General features: G+C 41.9%; 19 protein-coding genes. 1 reads left to right on the top strand and 18 read right to left on the bottom strand.

Translation table 11 applies throughout. The features are described from left to right. Positions 1 to 79: 79 nt before the first annotated feature. Positions 80 to 616, bottom strand: a complete 537-nt coding sequence (gene rraA / locus ACQKC9_RS05135; RefSeq protein WP_427620768.1) for a ribonuclease E activity regulator RraA — start codon at positions 614 to 616, stop codon at positions 80 to 82. Positions 617 to 813: 197 nt separating this feature from the next. Beyond that, on the bottom strand, positions 814 to 1,515 hold the full coding sequence (locus tag ACQKC9_RS05140; protein WP_057759204.1) for an NAD-dependent epimerase/dehydratase family protein: 702 nt from the start codon (positions 1,513 to 1,515) through the stop codon (positions 814 to 816). 464 nt (positions 1,516 to 1,979) lie between these two features. Between ACQKC9_RS05140 and rpsT the strand changes: the two genes are divergently transcribed. Then, positions 1,980 to 2,246: a 30S ribosomal protein S20 gene (gene rpsT / locus ACQKC9_RS05145; protein WP_010200097.1), complete on the top strand. Its 267-nt coding sequence runs from the start codon at positions 1,980 to 1,982 to the stop codon at positions 2,244 to 2,246. Between the two features lie 155 nt (positions 2,247 to 2,401). Here the strand turns inward: rpsT and ACQKC9_RS05150 are convergent, their stop codons facing one another. The 16 genes from ACQKC9_RS05150 to cgtA form a co-directional block, all read right to left on the bottom strand. Beyond that, positions 2,402 to 3,238 (bottom strand): histidine phosphatase family protein, encoded by an 837-nt coding sequence (locus ACQKC9_RS05150; protein WP_427620770.1) that lies wholly within the window; start codon positions 3,236 to 3,238, stop codon positions 2,402 to 2,404. Between the two features lie 156 nt (positions 3,239 to 3,394). Beyond that, positions 3,395 to 4,192 carry a metallophosphoesterase gene (locus tag ACQKC9_RS05155; RefSeq protein ID WP_427620771.1) on the bottom strand — a complete coding sequence of 266 codons (798 nt, stop codon included), beginning with the start codon at positions 4,190 to 4,192 and terminating at the stop codon, positions 3,395 to 3,397. 225 nt (positions 4,193 to 4,417) lie between these two features. Continuing rightward, the gene (gene pyrF, locus ACQKC9_RS05160) at positions 4,418 to 5,116 is read right to left on the bottom strand and encodes an orotidine-5'-phosphate decarboxylase (protein ID WP_102091941.1); all 699 of its coding nucleotides are present in this window, start codon (positions 5,114 to 5,116) and stop codon (positions 4,418 to 4,420) included. 104 nt (positions 5,117 to 5,220) lie between these two features. Next, a complete protein-coding gene (locus ACQKC9_RS05165; RefSeq protein ID WP_102091942.1) occupies positions 5,221 to 5,628 on the bottom strand; it encodes a lipopolysaccharide assembly protein LapA domain-containing protein in 408 nt (135 codons plus the stop codon). A gap of 62 nt (positions 5,629 to 5,690) precedes the next feature. After that, a complete protein-coding gene (locus tag ACQKC9_RS05170) occupies positions 5,691 to 5,996 on the bottom strand; it encodes an integration host factor subunit beta (RefSeq protein WP_057759195.1) in 306 nt (101 codons plus the stop codon). A gap of 324 nt (positions 5,997 to 6,320) precedes the next feature. After that, positions 6,321 to 8,012, bottom strand: a complete 1,692-nt coding sequence (gene rpsA, locus ACQKC9_RS05175) for a 30S ribosomal protein S1 (RefSeq protein ID WP_427620772.1) — start codon at positions 8,010 to 8,012, stop codon at positions 6,321 to 6,323. Between the two features lie 307 nt (positions 8,013 to 8,319). After that, positions 8,320 to 9,027 carry a (d)CMP kinase gene (gene cmk / locus ACQKC9_RS05180; RefSeq protein WP_427620943.1) on the bottom strand — a complete coding sequence of 236 codons (708 nt, stop codon included), beginning with the start codon at positions 9,025 to 9,027 and terminating at the stop codon, positions 8,320 to 8,322. Between the two features lie 249 nt (positions 9,028 to 9,276). Beyond that, positions 9,277 to 9,801 carry a tRNA adenosine(34) deaminase TadA gene (gene tadA, locus ACQKC9_RS05185; RefSeq protein WP_427620773.1) on the bottom strand — a complete coding sequence of 175 codons (525 nt, stop codon included), beginning with the start codon at positions 9,799 to 9,801 and terminating at the stop codon, positions 9,277 to 9,279. Positions 9,802 to 9,828: 27 nt separating this feature from the next. Continuing rightward, positions 9,829 to 10,566: a uracil-DNA glycosylase gene (locus ACQKC9_RS05190; protein ID WP_427620775.1), complete on the bottom strand. Its 738-nt coding sequence runs from the start codon at positions 10,564 to 10,566 to the stop codon at positions 9,829 to 9,831. A gap of 179 nt (positions 10,567 to 10,745) precedes the next feature. Further along, complete coding sequence (gene clpA, locus ACQKC9_RS05195; protein WP_427620776.1) at positions 10,746 to 13,277, bottom strand: ATP-dependent Clp protease ATP-binding subunit ClpA; 2,532 nt, start codon at positions 13,275 to 13,277, stop codon at positions 10,746 to 10,748. A gap of 636 nt (positions 13,278 to 13,913) precedes the next feature. Then, positions 13,914 to 14,309 (bottom strand): ATP-dependent Clp protease adaptor ClpS, encoded by a 396-nt coding sequence (locus ACQKC9_RS05200; protein WP_101206289.1) that lies wholly within the window; start codon positions 14,307 to 14,309, stop codon positions 13,914 to 13,916. Positions 14,310 to 14,472: 163 nt separating this feature from the next. Then, the gene (locus tag ACQKC9_RS05205; RefSeq protein WP_427620777.1) at positions 14,473 to 15,339 is read right to left on the bottom strand and encodes a hypothetical protein; all 867 of its coding nucleotides are present in this window, start codon (positions 15,337 to 15,339) and stop codon (positions 14,473 to 14,475) included. Positions 15,340 to 15,442: 103 nt separating this feature from the next. Next, entirely contained in the window at positions 15,443 to 16,510 is a 1,068-nt protein-coding gene (gene argC, locus ACQKC9_RS05210) for an N-acetyl-gamma-glutamyl-phosphate reductase (RefSeq protein ID WP_404692448.1), read from the bottom strand. 137 nt (positions 16,511 to 16,647) lie between these two features. Then, complete coding sequence (gene hemE / locus ACQKC9_RS05215; protein WP_379543983.1) at positions 16,648 to 17,784, bottom strand: uroporphyrinogen decarboxylase; 1,137 nt, start codon at positions 17,782 to 17,784, stop codon at positions 16,648 to 16,650. A 92-nt stretch (positions 17,785 to 17,876) separates the two neighbouring features. Beyond that, a complete protein-coding gene (gene proB / locus ACQKC9_RS05220) occupies positions 17,877 to 19,049 on the bottom strand; it encodes a glutamate 5-kinase (RefSeq protein WP_057759177.1) in 1,173 nt (390 codons plus the stop codon). Positions 19,050 to 19,127: 78 nt separating this feature from the next. Continuing rightward, on the bottom strand, positions 19,128 to 20,333 hold the full coding sequence (gene cgtA / locus ACQKC9_RS05225; protein WP_057759175.1) for an Obg family GTPase CgtA: 1,206 nt from the start codon (positions 20,331 to 20,333) through the stop codon (positions 19,128 to 19,130). Positions 20,334 to 20,612: the final 279 nt, after the last annotated feature.

Below are 20,612 nucleotides of genomic sequence, written 5' to 3' on the forward strand. Positions count from 1 at the left end.
TAACTGTCATTACATAACAAAAAACCCCAACTGATAAGCTGAGGTTTTCGTTTTTACTAATCAAGCCAAGCCTAAAACTTCAGCTGATAAGTGATTTATCATTAACGATGATGCCATTGTTGTCAGCATAAACGAACATACCCGAGTTCAACGTTAAGTCACCAAAGCTGATTTCGACATCTGTTTGACCTTCATCTCGGCGGGTCGATTTACGCGGGATACAACCAAGCGCCATCACACCAAGCGCCATCTCTGCCATGTCATCAACATCGCGGACACAACCATATACAATAACTCCAGCCCAGCCGTTATCGATAGCCGATTGTGCAATCATATCGCCTAACAATGCACAACGCATAGAGCCGCCACCATCAACAACCAATACTTTGCCATTGCCTTCTTTATCTTTGCCATCGCTATTCAGTAGTGATTTAACACGGCTATTGTCTTCAAAGCACTTAACCGTCACGATTTCGCCGCAGAATTTGTCTTTCGCACCAAACTGACGGAATGACTTACCTTCGATATTTGGCAAGCATACTTGCGACTCAGGATTGGCATCCAATAGATCACAAGTGACAAAATTCCCTCTATCCATTTGTATCGATTCTGACATTGCTTCTGCTCCTTGTTTTAGTGATTCAACTGACTGGTGTTTCAATACTGATTGATGCTTTGATAATAGTTAATAGTTATTGTGTTTTTTACTCTTATATTTTTGTTCTAATGCAATCTTGTCCCAATGCAATTAACAATCGATATCTGTAACTTTCCAGTTTTAAGACTGAATCTGTCACTAGAAAAACTGTCCTTTTATTTTTTAACACGGGTCATCGCTAGCATCTGCTTATTTTCAATAATGTCGATATGCTTAATTTGAGGTTCAGTACGATATTTACTACGATGGTAGATATCATGAGCACTCATGGCCATAGCACTGGCAACGCGTTTAGCAGAAATAGGATGTAACGATAGTGACTCTGACACGAGCGGCGAGATGAGTTTAAAGGCTTTTTGACCAATGCTCTCAAGCGGACGACCTTTATGCTTACCAAGCAATAACGACGGGCGGAAGACGACCAATTGTCCAAAATCTAATGCCATAACAGCCTGCTCTGTCTCAGCCTTGACTCGATTGTATAAAAAACGACTGTCAATATCCGCATTCATTGAGGAGAGTAAAAAGAAATTCTCGACCCCTTTGTCACGACATAACTTGGCAAAGTTTACGTTATAGTCTCGATCTACCTTGCGAAAAGCCTCATCACTACCAGCCTGCTTTTTTGTCGTACCCAAACAACTAAAAGCATCCGTGGTTCGATCGGCACCAACGCTTGCAAACACTTCAGAGAGATTATCAAAATCATTAATTTGATAAAAACGCATGCTGGCATTAATGTAGCGTGGCGGACGACGAGCAATCACAATCAATGTGTCATAAAGCTCACTCAGTTGCTTTACCAAATGCTGCCCTACTAACCCTGTTGCGCCAATCACAATTGCTTTTCGCTGCATACCCTATCCACTTATATAACATTAGATGAACTATATTGATGAGAAAATACCTATATCAAGGTCTATCGTTAGAATATCATACCTAAATTCCTCAATAACTGACGCTATTATATAGGATATATTGTAAGAGATTTTATCAACCCTCTACGTCTATCAACGCTTACTATTGATTTAGTTACTAGAATGACCCAAATTCGATGATATTACGTAACTTCTTTGAGCATTAATCATCAAATATATTGTCCTTAGTTCAATAATTTGCTAAGATAATCGGCTTTACACGTCAACGCTGTTTAATTATTCCAAACAGCTCTGGCGCTTACGATGATCTATTCATATTAGATACTTTAATATCAGACATCGACATCATATTTGACGAGACGGCTGCTCGTCACCGATGATTGTTAAACCCATTATTGCAATCAACATTCATATTTTTATCTATCTTTATCAAGGAGATACGCGTGGCTAATACTGCACAAGCTCGTAAACGCGCCCGTCAAAACACCAAACGTCGTCAGAACTCTGCGTCACAACGCTCTATGGTTCGTACTTACTTAAAACGTGTTGATGCGGCTATCGCAGCTAAAGATTATGACGCGGCTACCGAAGCTTACAAAAAAGCGGTACCAGTTCTTGATCGTATGGCTGACAAAGGTATTATTCATAAGAATAAAGCTGCTCGTCGTAAGAGCCGCCTAAACAAAACAATCAAAGGCTTACAAGCTTAAGATTTGTATTGGTTAGACCGCATTTCGCTTTTATAGCGTAATGACTAAAACCTTGTCACTGGTTCTAATACCGTGGCAAGGTTTTTTTATGCCTATTCAAAATGTATTCAACGAATAGTTGCTATATCAACTCATTTCAATGTTTGAACAAAGTATCAATTCCACTTTACTTCTGGCGGCAATAGCAACTTGCTAGGATGGTAACCAGCTGCACGATAACCTTCTAATAATGAACTAATCGGCCGAGTATATACCTGACCCCGCCAAATGAAATGCGCGCTCGCTTGATCAAATGGCTTATCATCAAACCATAAGAACACGCCTTCCATCATCTTTGGCCAATCATTCCAATCAATCTCTACCACATCGAACATGACGGCTAAGAATGCAGATAGCAACGTGTCATGACTCACAGCGAGCATCAGATGGCCGTGCTGCGGCTGATTCTGGTAAAAAAGCGACAGGATATCCAAACCGCCTTGATAGGTGTTTTTGGTCCCTTCGAGATTTCCTTGCAAAAAGCGATTGATAAAGTTCAGGACGCCAATTTCTTTGAACACAGGATTGGCTATTTCAGGCTCAGTGACGAGGCTACCAGGCTCAACTAACAATGATTGATGCGTAATGTCACGCCGTAGTCCTGCCCCCTCTTGCATCAACTGCGCGGTATCGATACAACGCCCAATCGGGCTAGATATACTATCGACGTCGAGCGAATATGGTAGATGACCTGATAACCATCGACCCCAAGACTTTGCCAGTATGCGTCCTTTAGGAGTCAACGGTAACTGATAGCTAGCAAAACCATTACCATCAGAGCGCTCGCGTAAAGAGTGCCTGGTAAATAGAATCAGCCGCTTATTTTCAGGCAATAGGCTGACGGAGGAAATCATGCTATCTGGTAGGTGCGAAGGTGCAGGCGCGCTTGGGGTGTGACTCGCGAGCTTGTCAGCAGATATTTTGGACAGGGTGTTATTTAGATATTTACTCATGACAGCAAGCCTAGCAGATTTCTTATCAGGAATGAACCACAGACAAATCTAGTTGCAATATATCTTATAAATACCTTCACTCTTTCAAAAAACACTTTATTTAAAAGAGTCTATACCTAAAATAAATGAAGATTTGCCAAATATTTACATGCGTTCCTAGCCAATATCAATGACTTTGTCCCATGCAAACTCTAATGCCGTACTACTAACCTCATTAGGATAAGCTCGTGGATTGACGATCACTCGCGTATTACCAATTTTATAATCAAATGCTTCATGAGTATGTCCGTGTACCCAAAGCATCGGTGCCCAATCTTCGTGCATCCACCCTGACAAGTCACTAACAAAAGCCGCATTACTCGGTAGATTGGCATATTTTTCAGACACCGATAATGCACTGACGCTATGATGACTCATTACCACAGTTTTTTTACCAAGTTTATAAGATTCGATCAAAGCTTGCTGTAGCCACTGACGATGCTCAGCATGAATCTGCATAGATACTTCAGGTGAAAACAGTTCGTTGCCTGCGTAAATCTGCTTATAATCACGCATAAAATTCCTAGCAGCGGCCATGGTGTCTTCGTTAGCATGATACTGATAATCAGTCCAAAGCGTACAACCTAAAAGGCGTATATCACCGATATCGATATGCTGACATTGTAAGACGCGAACCCCTTTTTTAGACGCAGTATCATAGTTATCCCAAGTTGCCAGTTTATGGTCAAAGCTCAACACATCTTCATCAAAGTATTCATGATTACCAGCGATAGTAATCAGGGGAACTTCTAAGAGCGCTGCTTGCTCTTGCAACCACGGCATACCTTTGTCGCTATTAGCAGTATCCCCTGCTACCAATACTAAATCTGCATCAGTTTTAGGAATATGTCCAACAGGGTGCAATTGACGTGCATAACTATCAATATGTAAGTCACTCAATATCTGTAATTTCATATTATCCAACATCATTTAGTGGCGTTATTATTAAAAACCTAATTAGCGATAAACGCTCATAGCAGTACTACTGATATTTAGCTAAATGAGCGTTTTTGATATAGTTATTATATTTTAGAAAGGTTGTAAGAATAAATTTAAGTAGTGTAGCAGCTTTTTCTATGTCATTAAAAAGTAAAAAGACAGCCATTTAGGCTGTCTTTTTTTCTTAACGTCTATTTAAACTCAAATACTTTGAAGTATTGTCTGTAGTTTAGCAGCAGGGTCTGAAGCTTGAGTGATCGAACGACCAATGACTAAATAATCAGAACCGTCTATTAGCGCCTGACTTGGTGTACAGATACGTTTTTGATCATCTGCATTATCTTCAGCTAAGCGAATACCAGGCGTCACCAGTTTAAAATCCTGACCACATAACGCTTTAAGTGCCTTTGCTTCTTGAGCCGAGCAAACCACACCATCTAAACCAGCCTGCTTGGTCAATTGTGCTAGTCGGCTCACTTGGGTATCTAAGCTATCAGTGATGCCTGTTTGCATCAACGCTTCACTATCCATAGAAGTCAGTACGGTGACTGCGATAAGCAAGGTATCGAGATCTCTATCTAGCAAGCGCTGTTTTGCCAATGACATGGCTTCTAGACCTGCGCTAGCATGGACATTCACCATCCAGACACCAAGCTCAGCGGCAGCCAATACTGCTTGGGCAGTAGTATTAGGAATGTCATGGAATTTTAAGTCTAAGAACACTTCAAAATCACGTTGATGCAATGCTTTGATGATATCAGGACCACAACGGGTAAACAGCTCTTTACCGACTTTCAATCGACATTGGGATGGATCTAACTGATCAGCTAGCGCCAAAGACGCCTCTACCGTCATATTGTCTAGAGCGACGACAACTGGAGAGTTAATTACATTATTCATGGTTTTACCACATATTTTGAAGTTATCAAAGTACTGTATTTGAGGTCAATACTGCGTTCGTTGAACTATCACCTAGCAGATCACATAAAAGATTACCTAATGAATTAATCTCGTCTACGCTTAGACAGAGTAGAACCTTCAGTTAGGCTAGTCGCGTCACTACTTTGCACATTAGCAGCAGAAGCACCATAAACAGCTTCATCTACTGTTGGCGCGCTTGCTTGACGATCGATAACTGTATTGGCTTGAGTCAATTGCTCTTGCAGGTTTGCGTTTGCTTTTTGCAGACGTGAGATTTCCCACTTATTTTGCAGCACACGAAAGATAAGCAATGCCAGTAAAATACCAATGACAATACCTAGCATCAAACACAAAATAAGTAGCAACCCTAGATTCATCGTAGGTGCTTGTGAAAACAGTAGGTTGACTCCGACCTCAGTATTATTTGCCAATACCAAACCAAGTGAATAGGCAAAGCTCAAGAATAGCAATACAAATAGTAGAAAGCGCATGAGACAGTTACCTCAGTTTGGAATGATAAATTTTGACGGTTAGATAGCCAGTGCTGGTTTAACTAACCGTTTGCTACCGTATCGTTTACTGCTTCGCGTAAGGCCTTGCCTGGTTTAAAGTGTGGAATCGCTTTAGCCGGTACAGGTACACTTTCACCTGTCTTAGGGTTGCGTCCCATACGGGCACGGCGGTGATGTAGACAAAAACTACCGAATCCGCGAACTTCGACTCGGCCATCATTGGCTAAAGTATGGGTCATCAAGTTTAAGATTTCACGCACTGCGTCATCAACCACGGTGTCTGCCATGTTGTCACAGTTTGCACTCAAATTACTAATAAATTCGGATTTGTTAATCGCTTGCTGCATTATTACGCTTGCCTTGTTGATTAATGGATAAGCTGATGATAAGTCAACGCTCTATAGTATGTAAACGCGTGTGGATAATTGAATTATAAAGACTGAATCTTTGAAAACTAACATTCAGAATCGCATTATGACTACAAAAAGCTTATAACTATCATCTCGTTACTCAATGGTGCAAATGATAGCGGATATTAGCGTAAATGGGAATAAGAGTTTGCCCATTTGGCTAAAAACCTCTATTACTAACTGTGTTAATAAAATCTAATCATAAAAAAAAGCGACCGAAGTCGCTTTTTTTATATTACTTTTATATCAATAGTTTGCAGCTTACTGCATTTGCTCTTTGATCAAATCACCAATAGTTTTTGGCTGTGCATCAGAACCTGGAGCAGCAGCAGTAGTGTTCGTGCTACCAAGATCTTTAATCGCTTGACGCTCTTCAGCTTCGTCTTTCGCTTTGATAGACAAGTTGATGTTGCGTGTTTTACGATCAACACTGATGATTTTCGCTTCCACGTCATCACCAACAGTTAGATGCTTAGTTGCATCTTCAACGCGATCACGTTGGATTTCAGAAGCACGTAGATAAGCTTCAACTTCGTCAGCAAGTTCGATAGTAGCGCCTTTAGCATCTACTTCTTTTACTTTACCATTAACGATAGCACCACGGTCATTGTTGACTAGGTATTCGTTGAATGGATCAGAGCTTAACTGCTTAACGCCTAGGCTGATACGGTTAGCTTCTGCATCTACAGACAATACCATTGCTTCAACGGTGTCACCTTTGTTGTAGTTACGGATAGCATCTTCGCCAGTTTCGTTCCAAGAGATATCAGATAGATGAACAAGACCATCAATACCACCGTCTAGACCGATAAAGATACCGAAGTCAGTGATTGATTTGATAGTACCAGTGATTTTATCACCGCGCTCATGTTTCTTATCAAACTCATCCCATGGGTTAGCTAGAGTTTGTTTGATACCTAGGCTGATACGACGACGTTCTTCATCGATATCAAGAATCATTACTTCAACTTCATCGCCCACTTGAACAACTTTAGATGGGTGGATGTTTTTGTTGGTATGATCCATTTCTGATACGTGTACTAGACCTTCGATACCTTCAGAAATCTCAGCGAAACAACCATAGTCAGTCAAGTTGGTTACGCGAGCTTTTACAACACTACCTACTGGGTAAGTGCCGCCAACGTTATCCCAAGGATCAGTACCAAGTTGTTTTAGACCTAGGCTTACGCGATTGCGTTCACGGTCAAACTTCAATACTTTAACTTTTAGGTCTTGGCCAACTTCAACAACTTCAGATGGATGCTTGATACGGCGCCATGCCATGTCAGTGATGTGCAATAGACCATCGATACCACCTAGATCAACGAACGCGCCGTAATCAGTAAGGTTCTTAACGATACCTTCGATCTCGATGCCTTCTTCAAGCTTGTTCAATAGCTCTTCGCGCTCAGCTGAGTTTTCAGCTTCCATAACTGCACGACGGCTAACAACAACGTTGTTGCGTTTCTGGTCAAGTTTGATGACTTTGAATTCTAGCTCTTTGCCTTCAAGATGCGTTGTATCACGGATAGGACGTACATCTACCAATGAACCTGGTAAGAACGCGCGTACTGAACCGATATCTACAGTGAAACCGCCTTTAACTTTGCTTGAAATGATACCTTTAACGATTTCATCGTTATCAGCGATTTTTTCAAGGAAGTTCCAAGTTTCAACACGTTTAGCTTTCTCACGTGACAGCAAGGTTTGACCCATGCCGTTATCAACCGCTTCAACTACGACATCAACGCTATCGCCAACTTCAACTTCAAGTTCGCCTTCTTCGCTTAAAAACTCTTCACGAGCGACGATACCTTCAGATTTAAGACCAGTATCTACTGTGATCCAATCGCTATCGATGGCCACAACAGCACCTGTAATAACCGAGCCACGCTCGATATCTAGGCCCTGCTCTTCAATGCTCGCTTCAAATAGTTCAGCAAATGATTCCATTATGTCTACCTTTGTATAGCCGTATCCTGTCCAGCACAGTACGGATCAAATTTATGATTGTATAGAACGAAATACTGGTTTTATATCCCATGCAATCATATAAAAAAACGTTTGTTGATAGCGAGCTCATCGTAATAAAAACTGACTAACAACAACTGTCTTATATCGAATGCAACATCTTGAATAAACTAAATTTTTCTTACTGCTTTAATAAAATTTCACTTAACCGTATTATTTTATACTAAAACAATGATTAATAGGAAACTTTTTAGTACTTAATATGTTGTTTTTACTAGCTATTAAATGACTAACTAGTGAAAAATACACCTTTATCTTGGCAATGCTTTTTGACTTGCTCATATACTGCATCAGCATTAAGCTCTGAACTATCAAGTAATAACGCATCTGCCGCAGGCTTCGATGGCGCTGTACTACGATTTTCATCACGGTCATCACGTTCTTTTATCGTCGCTAAAATTGCCTCAAAATCTGCTGTTTGACCAGCGTTCAATAATTGAGTCACACGGCGCTCAGCACGTGCCTCAGCACTGGCTGTCAAAAACACCTTAACATCAGCATCTGGAAAAACGACCGTACCCATATCACGGCCATCAGCAACCAAACCAGAACGAGTGGCCATATCTTGTTGTAGCTTGAGCAATGCTTGGCGAACCTGTGGAAAAACAGCTATCTGTGATGCATAGCCTCCGACCGTTTCATTGCGTACTTGCTCACCTACTGCTTGTCCATTAACAATGATATCTACACGCCCTGAGTCATTGTTCGGTACAAACGCTATCTCTAAGCTTTCAGTCAATGCTAATACAGCATCTTCGTCAATTGGTTGGCTAGCATCTGCGCTAATCAAACCTGCTTCAAAGGCTTTTAGACCAACAATTCTATAAAGCGCACCAGAGTCTAACAACTGATAGCCTAACACTTGTGCTAGACGCCATGTGACCGTGCCTTTACCAGCGCCACTAGGACCATCGATACAAATAACAGGATAGCGCATTGATAAGGTATGGCTATTCTCTGTATTGAGTAAAACATTATCAGGTGTAGAACTAGTCATAATACTTACTCAATAATATGCGTTACTTATATCGCTTATCATATGTCATTAATAAAACGATATTTATTCGTATGTTAAGTCTTTAATAGCCTATTAAGATGGGTGCTATCAAATAGGGCAATATTATAGCAAAAAATCATCGTGACCACTAGCACCAAGACTGATATCTTGTTTATTAGTATTTTGAGTTTACATAGTGGCCTTATTCTTTTTTGCCGCTTGCCTACGCTCACGAAAAAATGTCTTAAGTATTTGACTGCTATGCTCGCTGCATAATCCATTATAGGCTTGAATACTATGGTTATAGAAAGGTTGTAATGATAAGTCCATTTGACTACCAACCATCCCAGCACGCGGTTCACTCGCTGCGTACACCAGCTTGTTTACACGCGCATGGATTAATGCACCAATACACATTGTACAAGGCTCCAGAGTGACATATAAAGTAGTCTGTAGCGGCAGTCGATAGTTTTCTAAACGCGTACAAGCATCTCTTAATGCAACTATCTCTGCATGAGCAGTAGCATCATGGCTACTAATAGGTTGATTAAATCCTTGGCCGATAATCTGCTGATCATGTACTAATACCGCACCTACCGGTACCTCTCCTCGCTCAGCGCCTTGCTTAGCAAGTTGGATTGCCTCTCGCATCCATTTAACGTCTTCAACTGACCAAAAGGTGCTAGCCTGAATATTTAAAGGTTGATACGGCATTAAGCTTATATTCTGTATATTTTGCATTTATTGTGGTAATTGCCAGTCAATTGGAATTTGGCCATACTGCACCAAGTAGTCATTTGTTTTAGAAAAAGGTTTAGTGCCAAAGAAGCCGCCACGATTTGCCGCCAATGGTGATGGATGTACCGCTGTCAGAATCAAATGCTTATCGGTATCGATATACTTGCCTTTCTTCTGGGCTTTACTACCCCACAAAATAAATACGGTATGCTTTGTCTGTTCATTGACGGCATCGATGACGGCATCAGTAAACTGTTCCCAACCTTTATTTTGATGACTGTTTGGCTCGCCTTCTCGTACAGTTAGTGAGCTATTAAGCAGGAGAACGCCTTGCTTCGCCCAGTACGTCAAATCGCCATGCGCTGAAGGCCGAATACCAATGTCATCTGCCATTTCTTTGAGCAAGTTATTCAATGATGGTGGCTTTGGAATGGCTTTAGGAACAGAAAATGATAACCCCATAGCCTGACCTGGACGATGATAAGGATCTTGTCCCAAGATTACCACTTTGACTTGTGATAACGGCGTGAGATTAAGCGCATTGAACATCAATGGTGCAGGCGGATAGATACTATCATCGGACTGGTAGGCTTCCTTCAAAAATGCGCGTAGATTGTCCATATTTTCAGACGTTAGCTCATCTGCTAATGCCGTTTTCCAATCTTCTGGTAAACGGACATTGTCTAAAATCGCTTGTTTTTGTTCTGGAGTCTTGGTTGTCGGTTCATCAAAAAGTTCCATAGTGTGTCCTTTTTATACTTATTATCTTGTTATAAGTTCCATAGCTTTGTTAAAGCCAGCTTAATGTAAATAATCATACTAACAAAAAATTGTGTGCGCTTTGTTGATAAATTATAGCAATAAAAAAACGGCTACCGCTGTAATACGGTAGCCGTTTTTGTCATATTAGCACCAGTAACTTAGCTAGCTAGAGACTCAGAATCAGGATGCGGTTCATGAGTTTCAACAACTGTTAGAATAATACGACTATCAGCTGAGCCTTTGTCTGATACCTTATCAAGCTTCATCGTATCACTCTCTTGGGAATCATCGACTTTAGGCTCTAAAGTCAGATGTACGACACCGCCATTGACCAAGTCACCAAACAAAATCATACTTGCCAATGGTTTTTTGATTTCATCTTGAATCAGACGTTGCATCGGACGTGCACCCATTAGACGGTCATAGCCTTTATCTGCTAGGTAATCACGTACATCATCATCAATCTCTAACGTTACTTGCTTATCATCAAGTTGTACTTGTAATTCAACCAAGAACTTATCGACAACCGATACAACAACTGACGTATCTAGAGGATTGAACTGAATAATGGCGTCTAGGCGATTACGGAACTCTGGCGTGAAGACACGTTTCAGTGACTCTGTGTTATCACGACTATGGTCTTGTTGAGTAAAGCCCATTGACGAGCGACTGATACTATCAGCACCAACGTTCGTTGTCATAATAACGATGACTTGCTTAAAGATGGCCACACGACCATTGTTATCGGTCAACGTACCATGATCCATAACTTGTAGTAACAAGTTGAAGACATCTGGATGCGCCTTTTCAATCTCATCAAGCAACAATACACAATGTGGATGCTGATTGATTTTTTCGGTAAGCAAGCCGCCTTGATCATAGCCAACATAACCTGGAGGCGCACCGATCAAGCGTGATGCCGTATGCGCTTCCATATACTCTGACATATCAAAGCGTACCAATTCTACACCTAACAGGTTCGCTAGCTGACGTGATACTTCTGTTTTACCCACACCAGTTGGGCCTGCAAACATAAACGAACCAATTGGCTTATCAGGTGCTTTTAATCCTGCACGTGATAGCTTGATGGCATCAGCCAACGTAGCAATCGCCTCATCTTGACCAAACACCAAGTGCTTCAGATCTCGATCTAAGTGTTCAAGGATACTCTTGTCATCACTCGATACAGATTTGGGTGGAATACGTGCTAGTTTAGCAATAATAGCTTCAATATCAGCCACATCGATTTTCATCGGTGGCTTTTGACCTTTTGATAATTTCACACCATCTGCTGATTTAGCACTATCGCTTGCTTTCGCAGTCGCTGCTTCATCCTGCATTTCATTATCTGTATCACCATCGATATCAGCATCAATCTGCGCATCAAAATCTTGCTCTAAATCAGCAATGAAACTTTCTTCCGCTTCGATATCATCGACATCAGGCACCACACCTAAGCGCTTATATGCACCTGCTTCGTCAATCACGTCAATAGCTTTGTCAGGTAAAAAACGCTCATGAATATGTTTGGCTGATAACTGTACCGCTGTGACCAACGCTTCATCCGTATACTCAACATTATGAAATTCTTCATAACGAGGTTTTAGACCACGCAGGATATCGATGGTGTCATCCACACTAGGTTCTTTAACATCGATTTTTTGGAAACGACGCGACAATGCATGATCTTTTTCAAATACTTGGCGATACTCAGTAAAGGTCGTTGAACCAATACAACGCAGCTCACCGTTAGCAAGCGCTGGCTTGATAAGATTCGATACATCCATATTGCTGCTCATAGATGAACCAGCACCAATAATCATATGAATTTCATCGATAAAAAGAATAGCATTTGGTTTTTTCTTTAACGCATCAAGCAATGACTTCATACGTTTTTCAAAGTCACCGCGATACTTAGTTCCCGCAATCAGTGAACCAATATCTAGGCTATAAATCACGCAACCATTAAGGGGCTTTGGTGCTTTGTCGTTAATAATTAACCATGCTAAACCTTCAGCGATAGAGGTTTTACCGACACCAGGCTCACCTACTAGCAATGGGTTATTTTTACGACGACGGCACAGTACTTGGGCAGCACGTTCAATTTCAGAAGCACGTCCAATCAAAGGATCGGTTTTACCTTCAGCAGCTCGCTGGTTTAGATTGGTCGCAAATTCAACTAAGGGATCTTTACTGGTCTTTTCAGAAGCACTACGACGCTCAGTGCCTGCAGAACCGCGTGATTCAGAAGGCTCTTCTTTATCTTGGCCGTGTGATAAATACTGGGTTAACTCAAGGCGACTGATGCCTTGTTTTTTAAGCAGGTAGACAGCATAGGTATCATGTTCTGAAAACATAGAGACCAAAATATCAGACCCTTCCACCAGACGACCACCACCGATCGACTGCACGTGAAAAATAGCACGCTGCAAGATACGATCAAAGCTTTGAGTCGGCTGCGGTGACTGTTCTGTATCAGCATCGATAGTTGGCGTGTGTTTATTAATATAAACCTCAAGCTCAGTACGCAACGCCGAGACATTAGCATTACAAGCAGTCAACGTATTGGCAGCATGAGTGTTTTCTAATAAGGCCAAAAGCAAGTGTTCAACAGTGAGATACTCATGCGATTTTTGGCGCGCAAGCGTCATTGCTAAACGTAGAGAAACTTCAAGATGACGACTTAACATAACAACTTCCTACGGTTATATCTATCTTTATAATTGATAGTTTTATGAATGAGTTAGTAAGTAAATCAGGGCGATAGATGAATTGTTCAAGGGCTATATTCGTATTATTAGAAGTCATGAATAAATGAGGTGAGCGGTAGACTATTTATTAGATACTATAATCTCGCTATCAGCCAACAGTAATCACAACTATCCATGGCCGCTTTTCTTTATATCAACACGATACTTCGACGGAGTCAATCTATTAACACAGACTAAAATGTATCAAAGCGTGCTACAAGCTAGTAGCGACAACCTTAATAACGAATATTAAATGTTGAAAAACTGATTAGATAGAAAGAGAGATTGATATTTAAAAAGCTAGAAATGACGTGGTTTTAGCAAGTTCAACGGAGATACTTAGTCCAAAACTATTGGACAGGCTGTTTAATAGATAGGGTTATTCGCTATAGAAATCAATACTATATGAATAATAAAACTATTTTAAGAGGCAAAGTTCATATATAAGAGGAGTGACTGAAAAATCAAAAAAGCTCACTATAATGGTGAGCTTTAATATGGATTACTTAGAAATAGAGAACAGTAGGTAAAGCTTTAATAGAGCCATATATCAGTATAAGATATTAATAAATTGCTCTACTCGCCTTGGTGCGGTTCGATTTGGGTCAATAACGGATAACCTTCACGATGTGCCAGACTATTTACTTTTTTGGCCTTAGTCTCGGCGATATCTTTAGGATAAATGCCAGCAATGCCTTTGCTGCTATTATGAATAGTCAGCATAATCTCGACTGCAGAATCCATACTATGACGAAATTCTGACTGCAATATATATACAACAAACTCCATCGGCGTGTAGTTGTCATTGTACATAACGACCGCATACATAGGCGGTTTGGCTACTTCAGGCTCTGCGACCAACACATCTGCTTGCGGTGACGTTTCGCCATCGGTATCACCGTCTTGTGCACGATGAGCAGGCATATTGGGAAAGTGCCAATCAGCAACCGTTGGCGTGGCTTGTGATATCATTTTTTTCATCATAATCAAAATATAATTATAAGGTAAGTTTAAGATAGAGGATGTTAAGGTAGGCGATAAGGCATGGTATAAAGCACAACCACTAACTAAGGCCATTGTGCTTTGATTTCAACCACAGCATCGTCACTGAGTGTTTCATTAAGACATGAGGTAATTAAGGTACGATAGGACTTTCATCAACTTCTGGTAAATCTAGGAGCGATGGTAGCATGTTATCCACACTATCACCGAGCTTCCAGTCATACAATTGCTCTGCTTTTTGACCACCAGCTTGCAAAATCAGTTTGGCTTGTAATGGTCTAAAGCCTGATGGCATTACAAAGCGACCACGTATACGAACGATACCTTCGATCATATGGTATGCAGGGTCAAGTGGCACCTCTACAAGGTCATCATTGTTAAGTAGCGTCAATACAGGCCGTAGGCGTTTGGCTTGACCATCGCTGCTGAGCATCCCAATATCAAAACCATACTCAAAAGCATTTTCAGGTAGTGGCGAAATTTTGGCACCTAATACCTGTAAAGGCATACCACCTTTCTCACGAATGACATCTGAATATAGCTCATTGAGCTGTGACACTTGTTTATTTTCTACCGTCAATTCTTGCTGGCTTTCACGCAGTTCTTTTAAATTAGCCAAACTGATAGCCAGTTCTTGTTTGGCAGTCGCTGCTTGGTTAGTAGCTATCTTATTGCTAAGGCGCAAGTCTTCTAGTGCTTGTGTCGCTTCAGTGCTATCGATAATTGCTTGCTTGGCTTCTGTTTCCATCGAATGAAGGCCACGTTGGTAGCCAAGCTTATGACCAAATACCAGCCCAACCACCGCTGTCACTAATACGGCTACAACGAACAGTGCCAATACCAATGTAGAAGCGCCGCGTTGTGAGCTAGCAATACCACTTATAGGGACATTATTATTTCTAAAGGAATGCTGTTTGCGCTCCAAGCTAGGTATAACTGAGTCTTTGCACGATAGACGTGCTGGCTGTGAGCAAAAGCGTAGTACGAGCTGAACACGCATTTAGACAGTATCTCTTAAGGGTAAGGGCAAGTCATTATAGCCGAATTTATAATCAATACCTAGCACCGAAAATGTGAATGATTGGAATATGAAGTCGTTGATATTAAGGAACAATCGGTGCAAAGTTCAGCCCCATTGACTCATCAAAACCAAACATTACGTTCATGTTTTGCACAGCCTGACCAGCAGCACCTTTGACTAAGTTATCTTGAACAACGATAACTGTTAGCTCAGCACGCTCATTGTCCTGATGTACCGCAATACGTAAACGGTTACTAGCACGAACACTGCGCGTATCGGGATAAAGCCCCTTTGGCATGACATCAACAAACAACTCTGACGTATAGCTATTTTCAAATGCTTGCTGCCAATCGATAGCAGCGCCAGCATCGGTCAGCTCCATATGAATAGAGCTTAGCATGCCCCGAATCATCGGTACTAAATGCGGCAAAAAGCGAATGCGATGCGCGAACTGACTGTCTAATAACTGTGCAACACCCTGCTCAATCTCTGGTAAATGACGATGGCCTTCGACGCTATAAGCCTTAAAGCTATCTGTTGTCTCAGCATAATTGAGTGCAAGTGATGCTTGACGGCCTGCACCAGACACACCAGATTTTGCATCAATTACAATACGAGACTCAATCAAACGCTCTGCTTGCTTATTCTGGGCTTCGATAATTGGTTTTAGACCCAAAATCGCAGTGGTTGGATAACAGCCTGGGTTGCCTACTAGTAACGCATTCGCAAGCTTGTCACGATTGATTTCTGGTAGGCCATAGACTGCTGTTTTCAACAGTTCAGGACAAGCATGTGACTGCTTGTACCAATGCTCAAAGTCAGTCAGTGACTGCAAACGAAAGTCAGCAGCCAAATCGATAACCTTGACGCCAGCTTGTGTCAGCGCTTCAGCTTGCTTCATTGCAACACCATGCGGCGTCGCAAAAAATACAACATCACATTTTTGCAATGCAGCAAGCGTATTATCACCCAAGTCGCTAAAAACGATGTCAGACACACCGCGTAAGCTTGGGAAGATTTCATCAGCACGAGTGCCAGCTTCGCTACGAGAAGTTAATAAATCAATAGAAACCTCAGGATGAGCAGATAATAGGCGAATAAGCTCAATACCCGTATAGCCTGTACCACCGACGATCGCTGCTGAAATCATAAAACACCCTTTTCTTGGTAAATACTAAATATGCACTGATAGATTCTATATTTGCCTGTAATGCGTGTAGTTCTACAAATCATGCAATTCTACAAATACAGAACAAAGACAGAATCACTCTCTAAATATTCTGACTGTTAAATTTTATAGTCGTGTACTGCATCTACAAACACTTTGGCGTTGTCAGGGTTAACCCATTGGGTGATACCATGACCTAAGTTTGCTATGTAACCAGTCTTTTCACCATCAGCGTAAGCACGGTCAAGCATGGCGTTCACTTCCGAACGGATAGTTGCAGGCGAACCATATAACGTCGCTGGATCTAAGTTGCCTTGGATAGCTTTGCTGCTTTGCAGTTTTTTATGCTTTTTGGTCAATTGACGCTGACTTTCGGTCAATACTTGACGTGCACGATCAATCGGCATCGTCCAGTCTAGACCTAGCACATCTGCTTCGCTGTCAGCCTGAATATCAAGCCATAACCCACCACCTTTAGTGAATAGCACTACAGGTACTTGTGGATGACGTTCCTTTAGTTCGGCGACAATACGTTTATTATAAATGTGTGAAAATTCGATAAATTGACGATGGCCTAACGCCCCGCCCCAACTATCAAATATCTGAACGATTTGAGCGCCAGCTATGATTTGGGCATCTAAGTAGTCGATAACTGACGTTGCAAGCTTGTCTAGTAACTGATGTAAAAAATCAGGGTTACTATACAAAAAGCCTTTGGTATAACGATAATCTTTCGAGCTACCGCCTTCTATCATATAAGTAGCCAATGTCCACGGACTACCAGAAAAACCGAATAATGGAACTTGACCATTTAGCGCTTTACGAATGCTGGTTACCGCACGCATGACATAGTCTAGAGAATCGTTTGGCTCAAGCACTGGCAATCTATCAAGATCAGCCTGCTCACGGATAGGATGTTTGAACTTAGGGCCTTCACCCGTTTCGAAATACAAGCCCAATCCCATCGCATCAGGGATAGTTAGAATATCACTAAATAAAATGGCAGCATCTAAATCATAACGGCGCAATGGCTGTAGAGTCACTTCAGTAGCGCGGGCTGTATCTTTGCACAGGCTCATAAAGTCACCTGCTTCAGCACGAGTGGCCTTATATTCTGGCAAATAACGACCAGCTTGGCGCATCATCCATACCGGTGTGGTATCAATGGGCTCAAAACGTAATGCACGTAGCAATCTATCATTTTTTAAAGGTGCAAACTGTTGCTGAACCGAGTTACTACCGTCTGAAGCACTCATGTACAAATCTCCAAAACAGCACAATATCCATATTTATAAATGGATATTGTGCTGGATAAAATAAGTTGAATAAAAAAGGTTATATAAAAGCGCTACACAGTTAATGCAAGATTGTCACGGTGTACCATGACGACACGTTCTTCGCTACTGCCAAAGATCTTATCGAACTGTTCGGTACGCTCACGAGCAACGCGGCGCGCATCATTCGATGAGAAGTTTACCTGCCCAACGGCTATGCGTTCGCCAGTATCTTGATGAATGATTTCTACCACATCACCTTCATCAAATCCGCCCTGCACTTCTACAACACCCACTGGCAATAAACTTCTATTGTGCTCAGTCAATGCTCTTGCAGCACCTGCATCGACGACCAAGCTACCTGACATGCGCAGATGCGCAGCTAGCCATTGCTTACGCGCAATGATTTTATCTTCGTCATTAGTAGTCAACAAGGTACCTACGGCTTCGCCTGATACCACACGAGTGATAACGTCATCGATAGCACCGCTGACGATAACGGTAGGACAACCACCCATTGCTGCAAGGCGTCCAGCGCGGATTTTGGTCAACATACCACCGCGTCCAAGTTTACCGCCGTCTCCTGCAATATCAAATAAGTAATCCGCCATTGCACGTTCTTGGCGAATCATCTTGGCATCAGGATTATCACGTGGGTTATCAGTGAAGACACCTTCTTGATCGGTTAAGATAATGTACAAATCAGCATTAACCATCGCGGCTGCCATCGCACCCAAGGTATCGTTATCGCCAAATTTAATCTCATCAATCGTGATGGTGTCGTTCTCATTAATAACAGGTAGTACGCGCCACTCTAATAACTGTGTCAGCGCACCCGTCGTATTGAGATAACGACTACGATTAGACAAGTCATCATGAGTTAGGAGTAGCTGCGAGCTTTGAATGCCATGCTGAATCAAAGCTGACCACCATGTTTCAATCAACCCCATTTGACCAATAGAAGCACAGGCTTGTAGTGCTGCTAGTTTTTTGGGACGTTCCTCAAGGTTCATACGTACCACACCTTCAGCAACGGCACCTGATGATACTAGCAGTACCTCAACGCCTTTTTTGTGCAGCTTAGCAATTTGCTTTGCCCACTCATATATGGCAGTACGATCCAGCCCTCGACCGTTATTGGTTAATAGTGATGAACCAATTTTGACAATAACGCGCTGAATATCAAAGTTGCGAGTTTGCTTAACAAATCTTGCTTCTTCCATCGTGTTTGCTATGTCATCTGCCATATAAACTCCTTTTTTTCATATTAATTGATTGTAGGGATTAAATTCACAATTCAAGTATAACTGCTCAAGCATACTAGCTTAAGGAACGTACATTACCTCAACGCCATCGTCATCATCGTCGTCAAAATCAGACGCATCCAAGCCTTCACGTGCTGCTTTACGAGCCGCACGATATGCTTCACGCTGTGCTTCAGTGTTCAGACGTACTTCAGCTTCTAGACGCTCAAAACGTTCTTTTTGTGCTTCAGCGAAGATAGGATCTTCTATTTCACGCTCACGCTCAAGTTCGATATCATTCATCAAATGATATTTGACCGCATCAACGCCTTCACCAGTTAGCGTTGCGGTACGGAAGACCATACCAGTCCAACCAAGCTCTGCCACAATATGGGTACAAAGCGCATTCAAATCTTCATCATTGACCTGATCGATTTTGTTTAATACCAAAATCTGCGGTAAGTTGGCCAATTCAGGGGAAAAACGCTCAAGCTCGTTTAAAATAACACGGGCATTCTCGACTGGGTCGCTGCCATCAACAGGCTTAACATCAACTAAGTGTAGTAGACGACGCGTACGCGCAACATGTTTTAAGAAGCGAATACCAAGTCCGGCACCTTCTGATGCACCTTCAATAAGACCAGGAATATCGGCCATCACAAATGAGCGATGACGACCAATATCGACCACACCCAAGTTTGGTACTAGGGTGGTAAACGGATAGTCAGCCACTTTTGGTCTAGCAGCAGAGACTTGACGGATAAAGGTCGATTTACCCGCATTAGGCAAACCAATCAAACCAACATCAGCCACTACTTTTAGCTCAAACTTAAGAACTTTTAGCTCACCTTCAAAACCTGACGTCGCTTTACGCGGCGCTTGGTTGGTCGAGCTTTTGAAATGGGTATTACCCAGACCACCATCACCACCTTTGGCAATCAGTAGTGTCTGGCCAATCTCAATCAAATCGCCCAATACCTCGTCTGTCTCGGTATCAACTACCGTCGTACCAACTGGTACTGGTAAATAAAGATCGTCAGACCCTTTACCTGAACAGTTTCTACTATGGCCGTTCTCAGCACGCATAGCGTCATGACGACGCGTATAACGATAGTCAACTAGGGTGTTGGTGTTATCTTCTGCAATGACATACACATCTCCGCCCTTGCCGCCATCACCACCATCAGGTCCACCACGTGGGACATACTTCTCTCGGCGAAAACTGGCGATTCCGTTACCACCGTCACCTGCTTTTACCGTTACGACGGCTTCATCAATAAATCGCATCTTACGTTCCTTAATTCACAATCCAGTCTATAAACTGGTTACAACCAACGGTTGTATTTTGGGGTTTTGCTATGTTGTTGCGTCAAAATGCACACTGTATAAATACTGCTTTTACTTAGTGCCCATTATGACAATAACACCCGACAATCAATCGGACTATCGGGTGTTTAAGTATGACAGTTAAAGTCCTACCAAGCTATTCAAAGTAGCATCTGCTACAGCGCCATTCTTGTGACACGATAGCGCTACTATACTTGGTATGACGTTATTGCTCTACTG

It is taken from the genome of Psychrobacter sp. NPDC078409 (assembly GCF_050268505.1).
Taxonomy (GTDB): domain Bacteria; phylum Pseudomonadota; class Gammaproteobacteria; order Pseudomonadales; family Moraxellaceae; genus Psychrobacter.

Coding starts and splice junctions, on each gene's coding strand:
- argC (WP_404692448.1), bottom strand. CDS start 16,510: ATGATTTCAGCAGCGATCGTCGGTGGTACAGGCTATACGGGTATTGAG.
- clpA (WP_427620776.1), bottom strand. CDS start 13,277: ATGTTAAGTCGTCATCTTGAAGTTTCTCTACGTTTAGCAATGACGCTT.
- ACQKC9_RS05205 (WP_427620777.1), bottom strand. CDS start 15,339: ATGCGTGTTCAGCTCGTACTACGCTTTTGCTCACAGCCAGCACGTCTA.
- cmk (WP_427620943.1), bottom strand. CDS start 9,027: ATGCGCTATCCTGTTATTTGTATCGATGGTCCTAGTGGCGCTGGTAAA.
- ACQKC9_RS05140 (WP_057759204.1), bottom strand. CDS start 1,515: ATGCAGCGAAAAGCAATTGTGATTGGCGCAACAGGGTTAGTAGGGCAG.
- tadA (WP_427620773.1), bottom strand. CDS start 9,801: ATGCCGTATCAACCTTTAAATATTCAGGCTAGCACCTTTTGGTCAGTT.
- pyrF (WP_102091941.1), bottom strand. CDS start 5,116: ATGAATAATGTAATTAACTCTCCAGTTGTCGTCGCTCTAGACAATATG.
- rraA (WP_427620768.1), bottom strand. CDS start 616: ATGTCAGAATCGATACAAATGGATAGAGGGAATTTTGTCACTTGTGAT.
- cgtA (WP_057759175.1), bottom strand. CDS start 20,333: ATGCGATTTATTGATGAAGCCGTCGTAACGGTAAAAGCAGGTGACGGT.
- ACQKC9_RS05165 (WP_102091942.1), bottom strand. CDS start 5,628: ATGCGCTTTCTACTATTTGTATTGCTATTCTTGAGCTTTGCCTATTCA.
- ACQKC9_RS05155 (WP_427620771.1), bottom strand. CDS start 4,192: ATGAAATTACAGATATTGAGTGACTTACATATTGATAGTTATGCACGT.
- ACQKC9_RS05190 (WP_427620775.1), bottom strand. CDS start 10,566: ATGGAACTTTTTGATGAACCGACAACCAAGACTCCAGAACAAAAACAA.
- ACQKC9_RS05200 (WP_101206289.1), bottom strand. CDS start 14,309: ATGATATCACAAGCCACGCCAACGGTTGCTGATTGGCACTTTCCCAAT.
- ACQKC9_RS05170 (WP_057759195.1), bottom strand. CDS start 5,996: ATGCAGCAAGCGATTAACAAATCCGAATTTATTAGTAATTTGAGTGCA.
- rpsA (WP_427620772.1), bottom strand. CDS start 8,012: ATGGAATCATTTGCTGAACTATTTGAAGCGAGCATTGAAGAGCAGGGC.
- ACQKC9_RS05150 (WP_427620770.1), bottom strand. CDS start 3,238: ATGAGTAAATATCTAAATAACACCCTGTCCAAAATATCTGCTGACAAG.
- hemE (WP_379543983.1), bottom strand. CDS start 17,784: ATGAGTGCTTCAGACGGTAGTAACTCGGTTCAGCAACAGTTTGCACCT.
- proB (WP_057759177.1), bottom strand. CDS start 19,049: ATGGCAGATGACATAGCAAACACGATGGAAGAAGCAAGATTTGTTAAG.